Source organism: Variovorax sp. Soil_C_12, assembly GCF_057657375.1.
Genome location: NZ_JBDGIO010000010.1, coordinates 1 through 17041 on the forward strand (window position 1 = coordinate 1; position 17041 = coordinate 17041).

25 protein-coding genes are annotated in these 17041 nt (G+C 64.8%); 5 read left to right on the plus strand and 20 right to left on the minus strand.

Annotated features, from left to right (window positions below):
* Nucleotides 1–494: 494 nt before the first annotated feature.
* Entirely contained in the window at nucleotides 495–866 is a 372-nt protein-coding gene (locus AC3A6X_RS23990) for a hypothetical protein (RefSeq protein ID WP_487844548.1), read from the plus strand.
* Between the two features lie 53 nt (nucleotides 867–919).
* Here the strand turns inward: AC3A6X_RS23990 and AC3A6X_RS23995 are convergent, their stop codons facing one another.
* Together AC3A6X_RS23995 and AC3A6X_RS24000 are read right to left on the minus strand one after the other, a co-directional pair.
* The gene (locus tag AC3A6X_RS23995; protein WP_487844549.1) at nucleotides 920–1261 is read right to left on the minus strand and encodes a hypothetical protein; all 342 of its coding nucleotides are present in this window, start codon (nucleotides 1259–1261) and stop codon (nucleotides 920–922) included.
* 73 nt (nucleotides 1262–1334) lie between these two features.
* Entirely contained in the window at nucleotides 1335–1547 is a 213-nt protein-coding gene (locus tag AC3A6X_RS24000) for a helix-turn-helix domain-containing protein (RefSeq protein WP_487844550.1), read from the minus strand.
* Nucleotides 1548–1651: 104 nt separating this feature from the next.
* On the opposite strand from AC3A6X_RS24000, the gene AC3A6X_RS24005 reads away from it, so the two are divergent.
* From AC3A6X_RS24005 to AC3A6X_RS24015, 3 genes are all read left to right on the plus strand, one after another.
* Nucleotides 1652–2029: a DUF4431 domain-containing protein gene (locus AC3A6X_RS24005; RefSeq protein WP_487844551.1), complete on the plus strand. Its 378-nt coding sequence runs from the start codon at nucleotides 1652–1654 to the stop codon at nucleotides 2027–2029.
* A 282-nt stretch (nucleotides 2030–2311) separates the two neighbouring features.
* Nucleotides 2312–2638 carry a hypothetical protein gene (locus AC3A6X_RS24010; RefSeq protein ID WP_487844552.1) on the plus strand — a complete coding sequence of 109 codons (327 nt, stop codon included), beginning with the start codon at nucleotides 2312–2314 and terminating at the stop codon, nucleotides 2636–2638.
* Nucleotides 2639–2669: 31 nt separating this feature from the next.
* Nucleotides 2670–3179, plus strand: coding sequence for a hypothetical protein (locus tag AC3A6X_RS24015; RefSeq protein WP_487844553.1), 510 nt, complete (start codon nucleotides 2670–2672; stop codon nucleotides 3177–3179).
* A gap of 114 nt (nucleotides 3180–3293) precedes the next feature.
* Here the strand turns inward: AC3A6X_RS24015 and AC3A6X_RS24020 are convergent, their stop codons facing one another.
* The gene (locus AC3A6X_RS24020) at nucleotides 3294–4040 is read right to left on the minus strand and encodes a PIN domain-containing protein (protein ID WP_487844554.1); all 747 of its coding nucleotides are present in this window, start codon (nucleotides 4038–4040) and stop codon (nucleotides 3294–3296) included.
* Nucleotides 4041–4678: 638 nt separating this feature from the next.
* Between AC3A6X_RS24020 and AC3A6X_RS24025 the strand changes: the two genes are divergently transcribed.
* On the plus strand, nucleotides 4679–5398 hold the full coding sequence (locus AC3A6X_RS24025) for a hypothetical protein (RefSeq protein WP_487844555.1): 720 nt from the start codon (nucleotides 4679–4681) through the stop codon (nucleotides 5396–5398).
* Between the two features lie 310 nt (nucleotides 5399–5708).
* On the opposite strand, the gene AC3A6X_RS24030 is transcribed toward AC3A6X_RS24025, so the two are convergent.
* The 17 genes from AC3A6X_RS24030 to AC3A6X_RS24110 are packed head-to-tail and all read right to left on the minus strand — an operon-like array spanning nucleotide 5709 to nucleotide 17020.
* Entirely contained in the window at nucleotides 5709–8033 is a 2325-nt protein-coding gene (locus AC3A6X_RS24030; protein ID WP_487844556.1) for a hypothetical protein, read from the minus strand.
* A 2-nt stretch (nucleotides 8034–8035) separates the two neighbouring features.
* Nucleotides 8036–8266, minus strand: a complete 231-nt coding sequence (locus AC3A6X_RS24035) for a hypothetical protein (protein ID WP_487844557.1) — start codon at nucleotides 8264–8266, stop codon at nucleotides 8036–8038.
* Nucleotides 8263–8895, minus strand: a complete 633-nt coding sequence (locus AC3A6X_RS24040) for a hypothetical protein (protein WP_487844558.1) — start codon at nucleotides 8893–8895, stop codon at nucleotides 8263–8265. The genes AC3A6X_RS24035 and AC3A6X_RS24040 overlap by 4 nt, the downstream gene beginning before the upstream one ends.
* Complete coding sequence (locus AC3A6X_RS24045; protein ID WP_487844559.1) at nucleotides 8888–9856, minus strand: hypothetical protein; 969 nt, start codon at nucleotides 9854–9856, stop codon at nucleotides 8888–8890. Before AC3A6X_RS24045 ends, AC3A6X_RS24040 begins: the two co-directional genes overlap by 8 nt.
* Nucleotides 9853–10077: a hypothetical protein gene (locus tag AC3A6X_RS24050; protein WP_487844560.1), complete on the minus strand. Its 225-nt coding sequence runs from the start codon at nucleotides 10075–10077 to the stop codon at nucleotides 9853–9855. The genes AC3A6X_RS24045 and AC3A6X_RS24050 overlap by 4 nt, the downstream gene beginning before the upstream one ends.
* A gap of 2 nt (nucleotides 10078–10079) precedes the next feature.
* Nucleotides 10080–10436, minus strand: coding sequence for a hypothetical protein (locus tag AC3A6X_RS24055; RefSeq protein WP_487844561.1), 357 nt, complete (start codon nucleotides 10434–10436; stop codon nucleotides 10080–10082).
* An 18-nt stretch (nucleotides 10437–10454) separates the two neighbouring features.
* Nucleotides 10455–11300 (minus strand): hypothetical protein, encoded by an 846-nt coding sequence (locus AC3A6X_RS24060; RefSeq protein ID WP_487844562.1) that lies wholly within the window; start codon nucleotides 11298–11300, stop codon nucleotides 10455–10457.
* Nucleotides 11300–11584, minus strand: a complete 285-nt coding sequence (locus AC3A6X_RS24065; protein WP_487844563.1) for a hypothetical protein — start codon at nucleotides 11582–11584, stop codon at nucleotides 11300–11302. The genes AC3A6X_RS24060 and AC3A6X_RS24065 overlap by 1 nt, the downstream gene beginning before the upstream one ends.
* A 15-nt stretch (nucleotides 11585–11599) precedes the next feature.
* A complete protein-coding gene (locus AC3A6X_RS24070) occupies nucleotides 11600–12499 on the minus strand; it encodes a helix-turn-helix domain-containing protein (RefSeq protein ID WP_487844564.1) in 900 nt (299 codons plus the stop codon).
* Complete coding sequence (locus AC3A6X_RS24075; RefSeq protein ID WP_487844565.1) at nucleotides 12496–13872, minus strand: replicative DNA helicase; 1377 nt, start codon at nucleotides 13870–13872, stop codon at nucleotides 12496–12498. The genes AC3A6X_RS24070 and AC3A6X_RS24075 overlap by 4 nt, the downstream gene beginning before the upstream one ends.
* On the minus strand, nucleotides 13862–14674 hold the full coding sequence (locus AC3A6X_RS24080; RefSeq protein ID WP_487844566.1) for a hypothetical protein: 813 nt from the start codon (nucleotides 14672–14674) through the stop codon (nucleotides 13862–13864). Before AC3A6X_RS24080 ends, AC3A6X_RS24075 begins: the two co-directional genes overlap by 11 nt.
* Nucleotides 14671–14844, minus strand: coding sequence for a hypothetical protein (locus tag AC3A6X_RS24085; RefSeq protein ID WP_487844567.1), 174 nt, complete (start codon nucleotides 14842–14844; stop codon nucleotides 14671–14673). The genes AC3A6X_RS24080 and AC3A6X_RS24085 overlap by 4 nt, the downstream gene beginning before the upstream one ends.
* Nucleotides 14841–15194 (minus strand): hypothetical protein, encoded by a 354-nt coding sequence (locus tag AC3A6X_RS24090; protein WP_487844568.1) that lies wholly within the window; start codon nucleotides 15192–15194, stop codon nucleotides 14841–14843. The genes AC3A6X_RS24085 and AC3A6X_RS24090 overlap by 4 nt, the downstream gene beginning before the upstream one ends.
* A 9-nt stretch (nucleotides 15195–15203) precedes the next feature.
* Nucleotides 15204–15482, minus strand: coding sequence for a helix-turn-helix transcriptional regulator (locus tag AC3A6X_RS24095; RefSeq protein WP_487844569.1), 279 nt, complete (start codon nucleotides 15480–15482; stop codon nucleotides 15204–15206).
* Nucleotides 15483–15520: 38 nt separating this feature from the next.
* A complete protein-coding gene (locus tag AC3A6X_RS24100; RefSeq protein ID WP_487844570.1) occupies nucleotides 15521–16285 on the minus strand; it encodes a hypothetical protein in 765 nt (254 codons plus the stop codon).
* Complete coding sequence (locus AC3A6X_RS24105) at nucleotides 16282–16710, minus strand: hypothetical protein (RefSeq protein ID WP_487844571.1); 429 nt, start codon at nucleotides 16708–16710, stop codon at nucleotides 16282–16284. The genes AC3A6X_RS24100 and AC3A6X_RS24105 overlap by 4 nt, the downstream gene beginning before the upstream one ends.
* 13 nt (nucleotides 16711–16723) lie before the next feature.
* Nucleotides 16724–17020, minus strand: a complete 297-nt coding sequence (locus AC3A6X_RS24110) for a hypothetical protein (protein ID WP_487844572.1) — start codon at nucleotides 17018–17020, stop codon at nucleotides 16724–16726.
* Nucleotides 17021–17041 lie beyond the last annotated feature (21 nt).

A 17041-nucleotide genomic window follows, 5' to 3' on the forward strand; every position in this document is an offset into this window, starting at 1 on the left:
CAGCCAAGAATGCGCGCATGGCCTGGGCCGTATTAGCTCGAGGAGAGCAATTCACGATGCCAGCATGAGCCTGTGGGCGGCCAATTCAAACCGCTCGAAACGAGAGGCCTATGAACTGACTGACCGATTCCACCGCCGCTTGACGGCTTGCAGTGATGAAACAAGGTTGGACCTGCGTGGGGAGTGCCTGAGATTGGGGTGGAGGCGGCCATGGCCGTCCTCGATTATCGAATGAGGCCCCCACGTGCGTCTTTCATCAGGGTCCGCAGCCAGACACGCGCTGCATCGATGACCGTTTGTAGACCCGCCAGTCCGCACCTTGTTTTCTCAAACTACATGTGCCGCGCGGCTCCGGCGGCACATCGCGATGCGAAGCCTCAGTTTGAAGTGGCGATCCTCTCCAACGGGCATCGTCGACGCGGAGCATCGCTCGCATTTGGGGACAGCGAAAAATTCGCCCACATTTGTAGGGAAGCCCTTGTAGATCCCCTTCCGTGGCTAAACTGCCGCGGATGCACACACTCGACGAACTTCAAGCCGCCAAGGCAGAACTGGAATCGGCTGAGCGCCGGTGGGAAAACTACGACGGCAACAACCCGAACAAACACCGGGCAAGCGTAACGGCCGCCCGAGTCAAAGTCCGCGACATCGAAGCCGACCTGAAGGATCGAGGGATTCTGCCACGCACCGAGCGCGAAGAACTCACGCGCCGCATCGACCACGCTTTCCCGAATGCGGACACTGGACGGATCGTTGAATTTGAGGGCAAGCAGTACAAGCGGCGCTACGTGCCACGCGGCAAGAGCCTCTCCGGCAAGACCGTTTATGGGGGCTACGACGGCTTCTGGGATGAAGTGCCGCGGTAGGCGTCTTAGCCGCTCCTACTAGTCCCCGGGCCGTCGCATGCGGGCCAATTGCGTCAGCCCTTAGCGAAGGTCGCGATTGCCGCGATGGACGCCACTGCAAGGGACACCAGGGATACCCCGATGGCGATCGCTGCCGACAACGCCGACGACCGGGCCGCCTTAGCTGAAGCCTCCTGCGCGGCCACCGCGCGCTCATTCAATGCGTGCGCCGCCGCTTCAGCCGCAGACATCTGCTTTCGGCGCTGCCGGCCGATGTACTCCCGCGCCCGAAGCGCGCGCGGCGTATTGATCAGCCCCAATTCAAGGTGTCTTTCGAGGTTGTCGATGCTGCCGGCACCCTCTTTCCCGATCCAGTGCTCGATGTCCTCGTCGGTCTTGAAGTCGTACTGCGCCATGCGCGGTCCTCCGGTCAGGTTTTTCGCACCAACTGCTAGTTGTTCCAAATGAAGACCGCCCACCGGCAGGCGGTTACAGCCCCTTGAAAAGCTCACCGAGGGGCGTCCGGAGTGCGGTCGCCAGCGTCTGAACAGCATCCAGTGATGGGTTGGCCCCGCCGGTTTCGATGCGCGACATGTATGTGCGCGCGAATCCGCACTTTTCGGCGAACTCTTCCTGGGATAGCCCGGTCGCCCGACGGAGGTCGCGAACGCGGTGGCCGAATCTGACGCGGAGGTGTTTCACTGACCTGCGAGAGTGCAGGCATGTGATCTAATCGTGAACACACTAATCGTGACATATTCGGAGGCCGGATATCACGGCGCTCTGTTCGTTGTCACAAAGACGAGATGAAAAAGACCCTCATCGCCCTGATATGGGCCGCCACCAGCGCCGCCACGAGTGCACAGCCCTACGCATATGAGCCGGCGGTCGTCAGCCTCACTGGCACGCTTCTATCCGCGCCGGGCGAGTCCCCGAACGGCAGGAAAATCACCTTCCCTGCGCTGCAACTGGCGAGCCCAATCCTCGTTGAGGGGACGCCTGACGAGCCCGCCGAGAAAGGCGTGATGCTGCTTCACATGGTCCTCAACAACAAGACGATGGCATCTTTCAACGCCCTCAAGGGCAAGCGCGCCACGGTGACAGGCACTCTCTTTCACTCTGACAACGGCAATCATCAGACGAACGTGCTGGTGACGCCGACCGCCATCGTGCCGTTGAAGTGACGGCCGGAATTGGCGGTGCCATCAAATGCCGTCAGTCGCGACATCGCCACGCGCGCCCGGGCACGTTCTGGTTGATCCGCGTTGACGACGGCCCAAAGTAGCGGCAAACGTGGTCGCTGCTGACGTGCAGGGCCGCCACAGCAGCTCGCGCTCTGGCCGACGCCATCGCCGCCTGGCTTCGCATACGGCAGCAGCAATTCCGCTCTAATGCGGTTTTGATCGGCGCCGATGGGCCGTACCTGTGGGCGCCGTTTTTCCGTGTACTTGCGCGAGGAGACGCTGATGAAGCTGCGAGCCGGATATGAAAGTCGCGACGAACAACCGGACCAGCGGCTCTGGAAGAACCTTGGCTATGGTGGCAAGACCGCCAGCCACGAAACATGGCGGTACTGGCCGCAGGCGGGCACCGGACCTTGGACTATCGCAGCGCCACTGGGGGCAGCTGAGTACTCACAAGATGGGCTGCGCCTCTTCTACCAGGATGAGTTGATATACGAGGCCAAGGAAGGCGAAGGCCAGTGGGAAGTGACGTGGCAAGCCCTTGCCCACTTCTACGGCGTCCTCGCCCGCAAGCTGGCGCGTGATGTGCCAATGAGCGCGAAGTCCTAACAAGGATCTTCATGGACACCTTGACGACATCTTGACAGAGGCGACTGCCGCAGTAGATCTGACCTACTTCACGCTGGACCTCGCAGGTAGCGAAGCTGTGTTCCGTGAGCGCGTCTACTGCTACGAGCTTTACCACCAGATGCGGTGCCGGTGGGCGACGAAGGATAAGTGCAGGTTTCTGCTTTCCGGCGAGGTGGACAAGTCGGGGCACATGGTGATGCAACAACTTGGTGCCGACGGAACCAAGCCCAACCTCCTCGTGCACCGGCCGGGCTACATGGTAGACAACTTCGCGATCATCGAGGTGAAACACTCGACTGCGCTTGAAGGCATGCGCAAGGATTTGAAGACCCTTGACCTATTCATGCGCAGGGCCGAATACAAGCGCGCGATCTACCTGATCTATGGATGGCTTGCTACCGAGAAGGCCGCGGCGAAGATTGCTGCCGAGGCGAAAGAGCTGGGGATCAACACCGGGATCGAAGTCTGGCTGCAGCCCGAATGCAGTAAGCCGGCGACCCTGTTCTCGAAGCTGGCCTGAGCCTTATGAGGCACGAGATGTGGTGGCCTCACACACCGGCGCATTTACGACACCCGCCCTGGCCGAGCTGCTGCGCCGCCGGCCAGGCCGGCGCGAGGGACCGCTGCCGCTTGGCTATAGCGTGCTGGACGGGTAGGTCACCTTGTCGCCATCGATCGCGACGATGTTGCGCTTCTGCAGGTGCGATACGGCTTGTGCAAGCACTTCTTCGGATGCTTCCTTTCCGAGCATGGAGGAGAGATGCCGAAGGAAAGAGGCTCTCTTCTGAGGGCGCTCCGCACCCATCTTGCCGAATGCCTTGAAGACGCGCCGCATAGCAGCTGGCGCGTCCCCAGCCTTCAAGGCAATGGATTTTTTCGGAGGCACCGCTACCGCAGCAGCGAGCTTCTTTTTGATGGTCGGCTTTTTCGCCGCCGGCGGCGCCTTTTTTGCGGCGATTTTCTTGGCGGCTGTCTTCTTTACTGGAGTGTGCTTAGCTGGAGCAGCCTTCTTGGGGGCGGCTCTTTCCGCCGAGTCGTAGCCTTCTCGGCGTACCTCAAACCCGAGCGACACGGCATGCTCGATCATGGGCTCGTAGCCTTTGTCGTTGGCCACCACGACAAGCCGTGCGTCAGGGTGCTTGGCAGCGACATAGCCCAGATAGAACGATAGATGAAAGTCCAGCGCATTGTTGCCCGTTCGCGTGATAGGAACCAGCGTCGCGCGCTCACCGATCAGGGTCTTGAATGTCTTGCTCAGCTTCTCCTGGTGCGGCCCATGGAAGATCCAAGCATCCGCGAAACCAGGAGCCAGCGTGTCCAGAAGCGCTGCCGGCGGCTGCACGTTTTCGAGGTCGACCAACACATGCACTTGAGGCGTCATGGACCGTTCTTTCGTTGAGTGGAGCTGCACTTCTGCGTTTGGCCCGTATTCTGCCTGCCTGCCCTCTCGACTGCGCCACTGAGCCGCAGCCCAGTCGAGTTCGCCGGCGTCCCACGCAAGGCCTCCCAAAGCTCCCCAAGATTGCCCCATCAGTGACGATTGAAACTGGCTTCCCTTCTGACGAGGTTGAGGTGTCCACCGCAAGGGGGCAGCCTCTTCATCGGTGGTCCAGTCAGAGAGATCGTGGGGCGCATCATCGAGATGCGCCAGAGCGCGCTGATCAGCCGCCAAGCCCGCCCGTCTGTACGTGCGCGATGCTGCGATCCGGCACGCTCCGGCCAATCTCGCCCTTCACCGTCACGCCGACATCCCCTCGGCCAGCGCGAGCGCCTGAACTCAGGGTCGTCAGCACGATTTCGGTCGGCGCGGCCGTGCTCGGCGGACCCGATGGCGGCACGTTAGCCGAAGCGTGCGCGGCGGCCAGAACCGGGCCGAGCGGCGGGAGCTGATCATCTACAGTTGGGATAGAGAGGCCGAACCGGCTGGCCTCTTTTGAGGCGATTCCCGTTCGTCGAGCGCGCGGTCGCCCTTGCGCCGGGGCCGATGTAGCCGCTTTTCCCACACGCAGAGGACCGCCCATGACGAAATTCGTTGACGAGCTCTACCTGCCACCAAGCCCGGATGAACCGAGTGGCGTTCTGACGTCGGGGAAGTCACCAGAGTTGACCGAGAAGGATCTCGCAGACGGTGTTGCCAGGATCGGGGGGTTCCGCTCCCCGGACTACGGTCAAGCCTATTTGCTTGCGGCCAACACGTTGCTGCGCACCGCCAGAGAATCAAGAACGCTGGATCACCACGGTCTTCCAATCTTCTTTCTTCAACGTCATGCGGCCGAACTCCTCATTAAGGCCCCACTCCAGCTGGGGCTCCAGATCCAGAAGTACCGGGAGGGCCTCAATTGGCCGCGTCCGAACTTCCCCGTGGATGACGCCCAGCGCAGCCGCGCCACAGACTGCCATGACCTTGGAAAGCTCCTTGCAGATCTCGAGGCAATGGCCACGGCCTTGCAGGTAGGTGTGGTTCCTGACGCCCTGCGGTCGGCCGTCGCAGAGATCAACGCGACCGAGCAGCAGCACACTTGGTCGAGGTACTCGTTTCGCTGGGAGGGCAAGAAGGATACCGGGAGGCTGGTCAACCACATGGCGCAGGAAGTCATCTTGCCTCTGGGCAAGATACAGGACCTGCTCCATGCCGCGAACGACGAGCTAGGCACTGCCTGGGAGTTCGATGGCCTGATGATGGGCAATCTGGGGGACCTTTGGGAGAGCCTCGCGCGCGCATCGGGCGAGTTCGACTGACAGGTGACCCGGCAGGGCCTCTCAGTGCGAGGCGATCTACGCCGCGACGTTCTGGTGAGCCCCTGTCGAAAGCCCTTCAATGGGGCAAAAATGCTGGATCAAATCAAACGTGCGCCCGGATCAAACCAAACGTCGCGCTACTGGCAACCGCGAATCACGAATGGATGCTCGCCGGTGGCTGCGCCACGGCCTTTTACAAGCCCTAGACGGAAAACATCGATCGAATCCGCAGGGGCGATGTCGTCTTCCTGTATTCGAATCGCGTCGGTATCGTGGACCACGGGTACCGCGCGTCGGCTCGGTCGGATGACTACACGCCAATCCCACCGGTCTGCACGTGCGCGACGCCGCGATCGGGCACGTTTTGGCTGACCTCGTTCCTGATCGTGACGCCGACCGTTCCGCGGCCGGCGCCAGCACCTGAGTTCATGGCCGTCGGCACGCTGTCAGTCGGCAAGGGCGGGATGTTCGGAGGCACCGACGGCGGCACGTTCGCGGAGACGCCTGTCGGCACCGACGGCGACGAAATAGGCGGCAGCGAACTGCTGCGAAGCGCAGTGGAATACGCGATGCCCGAATCAACGCCGTGCGCGATCAACGCCTTATAGTTGGCCCGGGCAATGTTCAGGCCCGCCCCGAACTTGTCGGCCGACATGCCCGCGCGGTTGTTGCCGCTGCCGGCGTAGAAGCTCCTGCCAGTCTTGGGGTCGGCGATCGATGCCCATTCCTGCGCGCCGGCCAACTGCGCGCTCGCGAGGTTGTCGTGCTCGCCCTTGATGTAGCCCGCGATCTGCGGACGCTTCTTGTCGGTCAGGTACTCCGCGAAGATTCGTTCCTGCAACTCGGGGGTGAACTTCTCGTCGCCTTTCAGGCCCATCGCCTTCGCGGCGCCCTGCATCGTCGAGGGGATGACTTGGTACTTGCCGACCGCGAACAGGCGGTTCGCGTCGCCCTTATTCAGCGACTGCGCGGCCATGATCTCCGCGACCGTCATCTGCGAAAAGTCGATGGTCTTGCCGCCCGAGTCGCCCGCATTGCCGCGGTTGAACGAGCCGTAGCCGCCTTCGTGCTTGGCGATCATGTTGCCGAGGCCGCCGGCCGCGGAGCCCGCCGAGCGGGCGGCACTCTGCAATGCATTCGACGGTGCGGCCGTCATGGTTTCCGTGCCCCGACGTTCGTCGTAGCCGGCCTTGGCCTGCTCGACCGCCTTCGCCCCGGCACTGACGGCGCGCTTGATGGTGTTGGGCACCATGGACGCGCCGATGTCCTTCGCGGCCTCCCACGCGGCTCCAGTAGCGCCCTTGATGTCGATGCCGGTCTTGCCCTTGAACCAGTCGTTCATGCCGGTGGCGAGGTCGCCAACCTTGTCGCTGATCGTCTTGGCGACTTCGGCGGTCTTGTCCCAGCATTCGCCGGCCTTCGTCGTGATCGTGCCCCATGCGGTCTTCACGTCGGTCGTGAGCGATTCCCACGCGGCCGACACGCCGGCCGTGAACACGTTCCAGCCTTCGACGATCTTGCCGCCGATGTCCGAGTCGATGAGGCCCTTCATCCAGGCGGCGACCGCGCCGCCGACCTTCTCGCCGACGATGCTGCCGACCAGCGCGCCGGCAACCGTGCCGGCGGGTCCGAGCAGCGAGCCCAGCAGGCCACCCAACACGCCGCCGACACCCATGCCGACCGCCTCGCCGGTGCCGCGGTAGCGCTGCGCGCGATTCTCTTCCGGGGTCTTCGAGTCGTCGTCGTCCATGCCGAGCATGCTGGCGATGGCCCCGCCGCCCGCGAGCAGCGCGCCGAGCAGTGGAATGCGCCGCAGCAGACGGCCGCCGCCCTTGAGCAGGCCGCCTCCCCGCCGCATCAGGCCGCCGAGCAGCCCGCCAGCACCGGGAACTCCGGGCAAGCCCACCTTGCCGCCGAGCCCGCCGAACAGGCCTCCACCGCCACCGCCACCGGCCACGATTACCTTGTCCTCGCGCTTCGCAGTGAGGGCTTTCCAGAAGCGGTTGTACCAACGCTCTTTCTTGGCCTTCTCGTTGCGGCCGAACATGGAGAACAGCCCGCGGCCGAGCGGCGCGACCACGTCGGTGACTTCCTTTGCCGCGTTGATGCTCGGATCGAGGTTGTCGGTCGCCTGCAGCGATGCCGCCATCCTGCTCACAGCGCCCGTCAGGCGGTTGACCGCGCCACCCACCGAACCGCCGCCGAGGGCCGCGGTCTTGTCGGGACTCGCGTTCTTGTCCGCCTTCGCGCCCACCGCAAAGCGGCCCTTCGCGTCGCGCGTCGCCACGATCTGCACAGTCGCCGTGGCCCGTGCGCCGCTATAGGCTGCAGCAGCGCGACGCCCTGCCGGGCTTGCAACGCTCGAAGGCGCGCGCCCGGCTGGCGATGCCGGGCCGCCGGTGTAGTTGCCGCCTGCCGTGCGCACGGGAGTCGCATTCACCTGTGCGGGCTGGCGCGAGCGCGCGGCGACCTGCGTCTGCACGCCAATCGCGCGGGCGATCGCCGACACGTCGGAGCGAATGCCCTTCCAGAGGGACATGCTGGCCTGCTGGCCGCGCAGCAGATCGCGATTGCCGTCGAGCAGATCACCGAGCAGGAAACCGTCCCGATCGTGCCTGAGGGTAGAGGTCGCCATGGTCAGAGCGCTCCCACACGCCAGCGCTGGGCGGCTTGCTCGATGAGGCGATCGCGCGGTCGCGGTGCCGGCGTCGGCGGATCGACGCGCCGTGGCGCAATGCGCGTGGCGCAGTACGGCGCCTGCGCGGCGCGCGTGGCCCGCTGCGCTGCCACCGCCGCCGTGGTCGCGAGCGAGCGGGCCAGCAGAGCCTCGATCTCGGCGGTCTGCCGTGCAAACTGATCCGGGATCACTGGCCGGCCTCGCTTTCTACCTCGGGCAGCACCTGCACCAGCAGTGCCTCGCCGGGCTGCAGCGCGTCGAGCGCAGGATCGCGCTGCGCCTCGGTGCCGAAGTCGGGCGCCGCCGGGTCGTGCAGGTCGGCAAAGGCGACCCACACACGGAACAAGACGCTCACGCCCGGCTCATCGGTGGCGACGTTCAGGTACTGGCCCATGGCGGCCTGCGGCGCGCCTTCTTCGTCAGCGAACACCACCAGCAGGCACATGGTCGGCGGCGAATCCGCTTCGATCGCGCCGGCCGCAATCGCCAGTGCAGTGGGATCGCTGTCGATCACGCGAAAGCGCGCGGAGCCAAGGCGGACAACCTCAGGCTCGGTGGCGTCTGCCTCGTCCCACGTGGTCGGATCGTCGTCGTCGAAGGGCTGGCCGCCGGCATTGAGCGCGACGCTCTGCAGCAGTTCAGCGGCGAGAGCCCGCGCTTGGTCGTCGGGGACGGGCTCGGGATAGGTTTCGGGTTGCATGACGGGTGTTGCTCCAGGTTGATCAATGGATTGGTGGCGGCTGCTGGCGTTGGCGCGGCCAATGGCGACCAACGTGCGCAGCCGTGCGGCCTGTTCAAGGTGGTTCGCGATGTCAGGCACGGGCACCTCCTTGCTGCGCGAGAAGCGCCTTCAGCGCGCGGGCGATGGCGGCCGAATTGGGGTCGGTGCGGCCGGCGTATGCGGCCATGGCCTTGCGGATGTCGGCAGCGCTAGCCGGCGGCGGCAGCTTGGCGCCGCGCGATGCCGCCGGCACCACGATGCGCCGTGAGTTCTTCGGCAGCATGGCCTCGGCGTCGCGCTGCGAGACGATGAATGCCTTGGGCTTGGTTTTGCCCGGCTTGTCGATCCGCGCGCGATCGGCGTCGATCATCTGTGCGACGCGCTGGCGCAGGCCGACGCTGTACTGCAGATCGGTCATCGCGCGCGTCAGGTGCTTGCAGCAGGCGCCGTCCAACGTCGGATTGGTCAGCTTCGGGAAACCGTGCTCAGGCCGTGAAGCCGACGGCAGCCAGCTGCCAGCCGTCGCGATGAAGCGCAAGAAGTAGCGGAAGTGCTCGCAGTCGCACTCGAAGCGCAGGGCGCCGTCCTTCAGCAGCCACTGGGCAGCCTGCGTCGAGGTGCCGGGCCGTGCGAGCGCCGCGGCGTACTGCACGAACTCGATGTTGACGTGGTGCCGGCTGACCTTGGAGCGCGGTCCGCTGTCAGTCACGAGGTGCACCTTGCCAGCCATGAGGCGCACCGGCAGGGAGTAGCAGATTTCAGCCTTGGCCCGCTCGATGTCTGCGGAGCGCGACAAGCCCAGCGCTTCCTTCGCGGTAAGGCCTTGGCGCGCCTTGTCGCCGAGCGCCGCGACGGCCTTTTTGAACTCCCGAAGGTCAGCGGGGGTGATCGGCCGCACCTGTCCGCCCAGCGTGGTCGTCAGGAGGCGCGCGGGGCTCAGGCGGCCGGCCACTTCGTCCGGCTGCAAGATTTTGGTCCTGGCCTGCCGGCGGGACTCCAATTCCTGCATGCGCTGGCGGTTCAGCGCCTGAATGGCGTTGCCGATGCGAGGCGCGGTCATTGAACGGGCGCCCACGGTTGTACGTCACGCCACAAATACGCCTTCCGGCCGCGCGCCATGGCAATGAACAAAGGGTTGTCGCAATCGCGCTCGATCATCATGGGCAAGAAGCTGCTGGGATCGACGCCGAGTTCTTTGCAGGCGGCTTGGAGATTGCCGGTGCGGCCCATGGCCGCCTCGGCTTCCTCGACCAGCGTCACGGGGTAGTCAGAGTGCGGCATGGTTACTCTCCGTCCATGCCCTTGGCACGACGACGCGCGCGGACTTCCGCCTGACGCTCCTGAGCCTGCTGCATGACCTTCACCAAGTCGATTGCGCGCTCGTCCGTCAGATCGAAAGCCGCGACCTCGACGGCCTGCGTGGGCCTGCCATGGCCGCGGTCAAGGAGTGCCACGCTGGCCGACACGCGAGCAGCGGCCGGGGCTTTGCCGTTGGTGGCGATCTCGGCGAGAGTGCTGATGGCGGTGCCGGTGTACTCCTGAGCCAAGGCCTTGACGTCAGCAGTCGCCTTGTTCTGGGCGCCAGCCTTGCGGCCTCCGGTTTTTGCCTGCCCCTTCGGGCGGCCTCGTGTCGTTGCCATTTTCTAAACTTTTCTACTTTAGAAATTCAGGTTGCCCTTGGCGGCCCGGCGCGCGGCAATCAGCGCCTCGAACTCGGGCATGTCGGCCAAGAGGGACTCGTCGCCCGTGTCGCCAAACTTGCGCAGGGGCTCCATGGCCGTCTTGATCTCGGCGATCCGCGCTTGGACGTGCTCGCGGCGTTCCTCGCGGCTCGGGCCGGCCGCGCCGACGTTCAGCGCAGCGATCTGATCTGCGCTCAAGCCCGCGGCCTGCAGCAGCAGGCGGCGCTCTTCGGCGCTGGTCACCTGTTCGGGCGGCGGCCGGCGCAGTGCATCGGACTGGCGGACAAGCGAGTCCAGGCCGATCTGCAGCGTGCCAAGGCGCTGACCTACAGCATTCCGCAGCGGCTGCAGTTGATCGCGACGGGTCTTGACGATGCTGTCGTGCTCGGCCTGATCAGCGCGGGCATCCACGATTGCAGCTTCCGCATGCTCGCTCAGGTGCTTCAGCACGGTCGCGACGCGATCCGGGCTGATGTCGTCGCCCGCGGCTTCGATGGCCGAGTTGATCAACCCGCGAAACGCGGCGAACTCGACAGCGCGCAACACGGCCGCACGGGCCTCGCCAGCCGCCCGCTGAACGATGGGGCTGCGATACAACGCGGAGACCGCATCAATCTGCGGGGCGGTCATGCTGGCGCCGACGTTCAACGGCGAGCGGGCGAAGGGTGCGGTGGCAATGCGGTTCATGGTCATGTCGGGCGCACCGGGGCGCGATTTGGTGTTGCGGAGTTGGGGTGCGGAAGGCGATTCCGAGGCCGCCACGGGGCTTGCGGGGGCTTTCGTGAAGCAGGGTTGGCGGATCGAGCGGAAGAAGTCGAGCATCACGCGGCCTCCGATTCGCTGGTCTTGCGGCGGCGCGACGCGAGGTAGGAGCGCACATCTGCCGGCGCGTACCGGATCACGCCCTCGACGGTGATGTACGCCGGGCCACGGGGCGGTTTGGCGCGGCGCCAGTTTCCGGGCGTGCCGTCGGCGACATCGAGAACGCGCGCGAGTTCTTGCTCGTCGATCAGCGCCTCCAAGTCGGGCGCTGTGTTTTGATTGGTTTGATTCATGAGCGCCGAGTTTTGGACACGCGAGGCAATCAATGGCGGGGCTTTTTCCATATCGAGGGCCTCCGCTCAAACGGTCCCGCACACGTCATTCGCGGCAATCTGCACAAGGCGTTCGCGCTGGCGCGCATCCTCGTCGTCGTGCCGCTTCATGAGAATGCCGACCCTGAGTGCCACGCCTTCCAAGCGGTCGATCGCGTCGAGCATTTCCTCTTTGCCGCCGTACCCAGCGCGCAGGCGACCGGCCCGTGCCACGCACGTTTCGACGGCGTGCAGAAGCGCCCGGATGTCGGCGGTGCCTGCCCCGACCACGCGCTCGTCGGTGTCGAACGCATCCGCGATCCTCTCGGCGGCGGCCGTCAGGACGCTGCGCACTGCGCGAATGGCCGAGTAGCGGCGCACTGCGCGCAGGTCGCGCTCGGGGTCGTCACAGCGGCCCAGGAGATAGTCCACGCTCACACCCAGCACGTCCGACAGCGCGACCAAACCAACAATGGTGGGCGGACGAGAGCCCTTTTCATGCTGGCTCAACTGCGCGCTGTTGCGATACCCAAGCGCCTTTGCGAGTTCGGTCTGCGACAGGCCATTCAATTCCCTCGCCGCAACGATCCGCCGGGCCACCACATTTGCCGCGATCCCGCGGTCGGTCGCGAAATGCGAGCCGCGTGGCCCGTGCGGCTCGGCCGCTTCGGCGAGTTCATCAGCAAGGGCCGAGCGGCCAGCAGGCGCGAGCAAGCCAGCGAACGGCCCGCAGCGCGCGGCGAAGTCGCCATCGCGATCGGGAGCCCCCGTTTCGGCGGCGGGCATGGGGGCGGCGATGGGGGCGAAGGTGCGTTCGAGCATGGCGATGGCTTTGACGATGGGGTTGAAGCGGGCGGGGAAGTGAACGCGATCACGCGCGGAGTTCATCAAGCGGATTTCCAAAGCGCGTGCACGAGCGCGCAGCACGTTGATGGCGCTGGTAGTCATTGCGGCATGCCCCGGCTCCGAGAAACAGTTGCCGCGGAGTGAACGGGCATCTGGCCTTCCCAGTCGGTGATCTGCTGGTACTTGCCGTTGAAGTGCAGCGGCACGAGTCCCTGTGGGCCATTGCGGTGGGCCACGATCTCCAGTTCGGAGAAGCCCTCGAAGGCGGGTTCGCGCTTGGACAGCGGGTGCGCCCAGTCGGTGAAGAGCAACGCAATCTGGTCCGCCGCCGCCTCGATCGCGCCGGAGTCGCGAAGGTGGGTCATCGTGGGACGGCCATAGTGCTCATCGGCCTTCCGGCTCATTTGCGACAACACGACGACCGCGATGCCCATGTCCATCGCGAAGCTCTTGAGGCCGTTCACGATCACGTCGAGTTCGCGGTTGCGGTTCTCTTCGCCTGCACCGGCCATAAGTTGGAGAAAGTCGACGAACAGCACGTCGAGGCCGTGCCTGCGCTTGACGGCCAGTGCCTTGCGGCGGATGTCGAGCAGGCTCAGGCTCGACTGATCGTCATGGACAAGGCGCAGTTCACCAAGACGCTGCGCCGCCTCCGAGACAGCGGTCCACATCTGGTGGTCATTGGCGTCGGCGCGCATGATGCGGCCGAGGTCATAGGAGCCGGCGGCGGCGGTGTGCCGGTGCATCAATTGACTGACCGGCATTTCCTGCGACATGAACAGGGTGCTGTAGCCGCGTGCCATATTGCGAGCCAGGGCCAGGGCCAGCGCCGTCTTGCCGTTCTTCGGACGCGCCCCGATCACCATCATTTCGCCGCGACGCAAGCCGCCGTTGAGGAGGCGATCGAGCCCGTCGATTCCCGTCGGAATGGCCGGGTTCTTGCCCTCACTCAGGTCATTCAGCAGCGCGAGGTAGTCCACCAGCGACGCCGTGATGTGCTGCGGTTCGCGTTTGGCCTTGGTCGTTGCGAGCTTGGCGAGCAGCATCTGGGCCGCGTCGATCTGCTCGGCGGCCGTACCTGCCGACGCCGCGAGTTCAACGATCTGCTGGCCGGCGCGCATCAGGTCGCGTTGACGGTGCCGCTCGGCAACTACGGCTGCATGGCGGCGGATGGTGGCCGCCGACGGCACGTACTGGGCGAGGTCGTGGAGACGCACAAGGTCGTCTTGCGTGGCCTTGCCATCGGCGCGCATGGCGTCGAACGTGGCGATCACGTCGAAGGCCTGCCCAGCAGCGGCCATCGACTGGATCGTGCGGAACGCGTCCGCGTGGAACGGCGCGTAGAACATCGTCGGTGCGAGTTCGCTCACGCGGTTCAGTGCGTCGTTGTCGAGCAGCACGGCGCCGATCACCGCGGCCTCGGCTTCGAGGCTGTGGGGCATCATGCCGGGCATGGAACTGCGCTCAGTGGTCATACGCGCCTTCCAACGTCTTCACGAAGTTCGACGAATTGCAGAGCCATTCCAGGCTCAGATCGAAGGGCTTGCGGCCGGGCGTCGTGGTGCGGCCACAAAGGAATGCCGACGTGCCAACGTAGGTGAAGAACTTGCGCCACCAGTCGATGTTTTGGCGCTCGGGCTTCTCGCGCCAGCGTGCGCGCAGGGCCTGTTGTCGTGCTGGCGTCCATTCGCGCACGCGCCGTGCCGCCGGCAGCAGCTCGTGGTAGAGGTCGATGATCTTCTGGTGCGGGCAAGTGTCGGCCGCTGCCGAGGGCTCTGCGGCAGCAGAGTTGTTGCTCTCTTCTTCCCTTCCTTTCCCTCTCTCTCCTTTCCCTTCCGGGGTCGAAGCCTCGTCGATGATTCGACGTTCGTTCGACGAGTGCTCGCCGAGCGCTCCTAGAGTCGTCGCCGGTTCGCAGGAGAGCGTGCGGCGCACAGTGGCCGAATTGCCAGGGAAAGGCGGATGTTTGAAGGACGGCCTGTCGATGCGCTGGTGATGCCAGCCGGTGACGTGCCAGAAGGTCTTGCCTCCGGCCTCGTAGGCCGTCAGCAGGTCTTGACCGAGCATTTCGTCAACAAGGGCTTCGACCTCGGTCGCCGCAATGTCGTCCGACGGGAAGACCTCGGCCTTGAGCGTGCGAGCGCTTGCCGGGTGGTTGCCGCCATCGTCACAGAAATTCCACAAGCCGACGAATGCGAGGCGCGCGAGCGGAGTGAGGTTCATCACCTGCTCGCTGGTCCACGTTTCCGGCTTGATCGTGCGGATTCGAGCCATCAAGCGACGCCCTCCGGGTGGGCGGAGAACCGCGCCGGATTCTTGGCCACGCGCCAAAGTGCGCGCTGGTAGGCCCGCGCCATAAGGATGTCACCGTTGCGCATCGCGCGGGCGAAGGCGCGCGCAATGTGCATGGCACGCGAATCGGGGGTGGCGGGGACGCGAGAGGTCATTCAAAACCCCCGATCTGCACCAGCAAATCGCGCACATCGTCGATGTTGTTCAGGACATGCATGCGGCGGCCCCAGCGCGAGACGAGGTACGCGGTGCTGCCATCAATGCGCTGGTCCGGCTCCAACTGCCACCCGCACAAGGCGAAGCCGGCCCGCAGGGTGGAGAGGGCCTTCGCATCGGAAAAGCCGTGGGAGCACTCGGCACTGTCGGCCCTGATACTGTCGTCCGCGCGCCGAGGAGCGTGCGAACTGACTTGATCCGTCACCTTGGCCTCGGTCCAGAAATGGGCCGAGGCGTTTTTTTGGGCATCGCGGCCGAGGGTGCCGACGAGGATGATGTTGCGATCCACGGCAGCCCCTTACTTGGACGCCAGCCACGCGGTCACGTCACCGGCGCGGAAGCGCGTGCAGCGTGCCGACAGGCGCACGGGCTGCACGAACCGGCCCGCCGCGATCAAGTTGTAGATCGAGGAGCGGCACAGGCCCGTCAGGGCGGTGACAGTCTCGATGCGCAGCAACGCGGTGGGATTTTCCGCGGCTTCCAGAGGCTGGACCTTGCGGCTCTTCTTTTCGATCGGTTGAATTTGTACAGGCATTTCTGGCCCTCGTTGGACAACGGGGGAGAGATTGCCCGGCACTCGATCTTTCCAAGTGCGAAAGGGTGAAACGGTGAAATTTAGGTGGGCAAGGTTGCCCTACGCGCTTCGGACAGTTCGTTGCCGAACGTGCCCAATTTCTCCACACGCTGGGCGTGTTCCGGGAACCGCTCCAAGAAGCGCTGGCGCGCTGGTTTGGCCTGCATGGGGGCGCCTTCGTCCGTCAGAAGCTCGGGCAGCATGCCGCGCAGGTCATCGATCCAGAGCGCGCGGACCAGTCGCTGTCCTTTCAGGTGTCGCCACCCAAGAATGCACTCTGACGCCTGCAGAAGCGTGTCGGTCCTGTCGATTCCGTCGGGCATGGGCGCGCGCTGCATGCCGCAGACCAGCAGGAAGAGGCCGAGTGCCGCGAAAAGCTCCCGGTCCTTGGCCCGATGCTTTCGATCGACGGTGCCTCGCTCTATCGCTTTCCACAAGGCCGTCCCGAATCGGTAAATGGTGAGCGCAGCATCACCGGTGACGCACTTGACCGCAGCGGAGACTTGCTCGGAGCGAGTAGCCGGTGCCGAGGTGGCAATGGCCTTCGCAACCGCGACCCTGAGGCCCTCTTGAATTGCCGGCGAATTGTGCCTGCGCTCCACGTCGTTGTTGAGCGCCTCGACACCGCGCATGACATGAGACGCGGCATCGAGCGCCGCCATAGCCAAGTCATGAACCTGACCATCGTGCCCCGAGAAACGCCGCAACTGGTCAGCCGCGACCCGTACCAACAACTCGTAGCTCGGATTGGTGCGCACCAGCGCGCGTGCCTCTGCGAGAAGGTCTATAGCGTTGCCACGCGTCATTCTTGAAAATCCCCGCGCTTTGCGTCCTCGATAGCAATCGCGGCCATCGTCCAGTAGGCTCTCTCGACCACGGCATCGCCGTAGGCCGTCGCGGCGGTGTTGAACATCGCCAGCATGGGCGGGTCGTTCTCGTACTTCGCGTACAGCGGTTCGAGACGTTCGTAGAGGCCGTCGTCGAAGTAGTCCTCGGTGCCGTTGATCAGGCCCTGCAGAAATGCCACGTCGGCAGCCTGCTGGGCGGCGGCGCGAGCCTCGGAGGCGCGGCGCACCAGATCGAGCATGCCGCCATCCAGCGCCGCTTGGGCCTGCGCCCGTAGCACTACCAACCGGCCGAGAACGTCGGCAGCCAGCGGGTCGCACTCGCCGAGGATCAGTCCGGCCAGCCACCGGCCATGTTCGTCATAGGGGTCGCCTTGCAACGGCACGGGTTACATCCGATCAGGCGCCCTTGATGGCGGAACGCGCCCGGGCGAGGGCGCGGCACTGAAGGTCTTGCAGTTCCAGAAGCGCCTCGCCTTCGGCGATGTCCCACGCGGGCAGTTCCACGCCCTGCGTGCGGGCCTCGAAGGTCTTGCGGAAGTCCGGATCGGCCATCGCCGCTTCGATCAACGTGAGCGCATTTTTCGCCTTCAGCATGAAGTAGCTGGCGACGTTGAAATGCTGAGCCTGTTCCAGCGCCTCGTCGATGATTTCGATTTCGGTGGTGTTGAATTTGGTCGCGATAGTGGCGGTCATATGGTGTCTTCTTCGTGTTGT

Bases quoted from the DNA above. Each gene is read 5' to 3' on its own strand.
- AC3A6X_RS24010 (WP_487844552.1), top strand. From the start codon at position 2,312: ATGAAGCTGCGAGCCGGATATGAAAGTCGCGACGAACAACCGGACCAG.
- AC3A6X_RS24045 (WP_487844559.1), bottom strand. From the start codon at position 9,856: ATGACCGCGCCTCGCATCGGCAACGCCATTCAGGCGCTGAACCGCCAG.
- AC3A6X_RS24020 (WP_487844554.1), bottom strand. From the start codon at position 4,040: ATGACGCCTCAAGTGCATGTGTTGGTCGACCTCGAAAACGTGCAGCCG.
- AC3A6X_RS24065 (WP_487844563.1), bottom strand. From the start codon at position 11,584: ATGGAAAAAGCCCCGCCATTGATTGCCTCGCGTGTCCAAAACTCGGCG.
- AC3A6X_RS24005 (WP_487844551.1), top strand. From the start codon at position 1,652: ATGAAAAAGACCCTCATCGCCCTGATATGGGCCGCCACCAGCGCCGCC.
- AC3A6X_RS24100 (WP_487844570.1), bottom strand. From the start codon at position 16,285: ATGACGCGTGGCAACGCTATAGACCTTCTCGCAGAGGCACGCGCGCTG.
- AC3A6X_RS24050 (WP_487844560.1), bottom strand. From the start codon at position 10,077: ATGCCGCACTCTGACTACCCCGTGACGCTGGTCGAGGAAGCCGAGGCG.
- AC3A6X_RS24110 (WP_487844572.1), bottom strand. From the start codon at position 17,020: ATGACCGCCACTATCGCGACCAAATTCAACACCACCGAAATCGAAATC.
- AC3A6X_RS23995 (WP_487844549.1), bottom strand. From the start codon at position 1,261: ATGGCGCAGTACGACTTCAAGACCGACGAGGACATCGAGCACTGGATC.
- AC3A6X_RS24085 (WP_487844567.1), bottom strand. From the start codon at position 14,844: ATGACCTCTCGCGTCCCCGCCACCCCCGATTCGCGTGCCATGCACATT.
- AC3A6X_RS24025 (WP_487844555.1), top strand. From the start codon at position 4,679: ATGACGAAATTCGTTGACGAGCTCTACCTGCCACCAAGCCCGGATGAA.
- AC3A6X_RS24030 (WP_487844556.1), bottom strand. From the start codon at position 8,033: ATGGCGACCTCTACCCTCAGGCACGATCGGGACGGTTTCCTGCTCGGT.
- AC3A6X_RS24075 (WP_487844565.1), bottom strand. From the start codon at position 13,872: ATGACCACTGAGCGCAGTTCCATGCCCGGCATGATGCCCCACAGCCTC.
- AC3A6X_RS24060 (WP_487844562.1), bottom strand. From the start codon at position 11,300: ATGCTCGACTTCTTCCGCTCGATCCGCCAACCCTGCTTCACGAAAGCC.
- AC3A6X_RS24070 (WP_487844564.1), bottom strand. From the start codon at position 12,499: ATGACTACCAGCGCCATCAACGTGCTGCGCGCTCGTGCACGCGCTTTG.
- AC3A6X_RS24055 (WP_487844561.1), bottom strand. From the start codon at position 10,436: ATGGCAACGACACGAGGCCGCCCGAAGGGGCAGGCAAAAACCGGAGGC.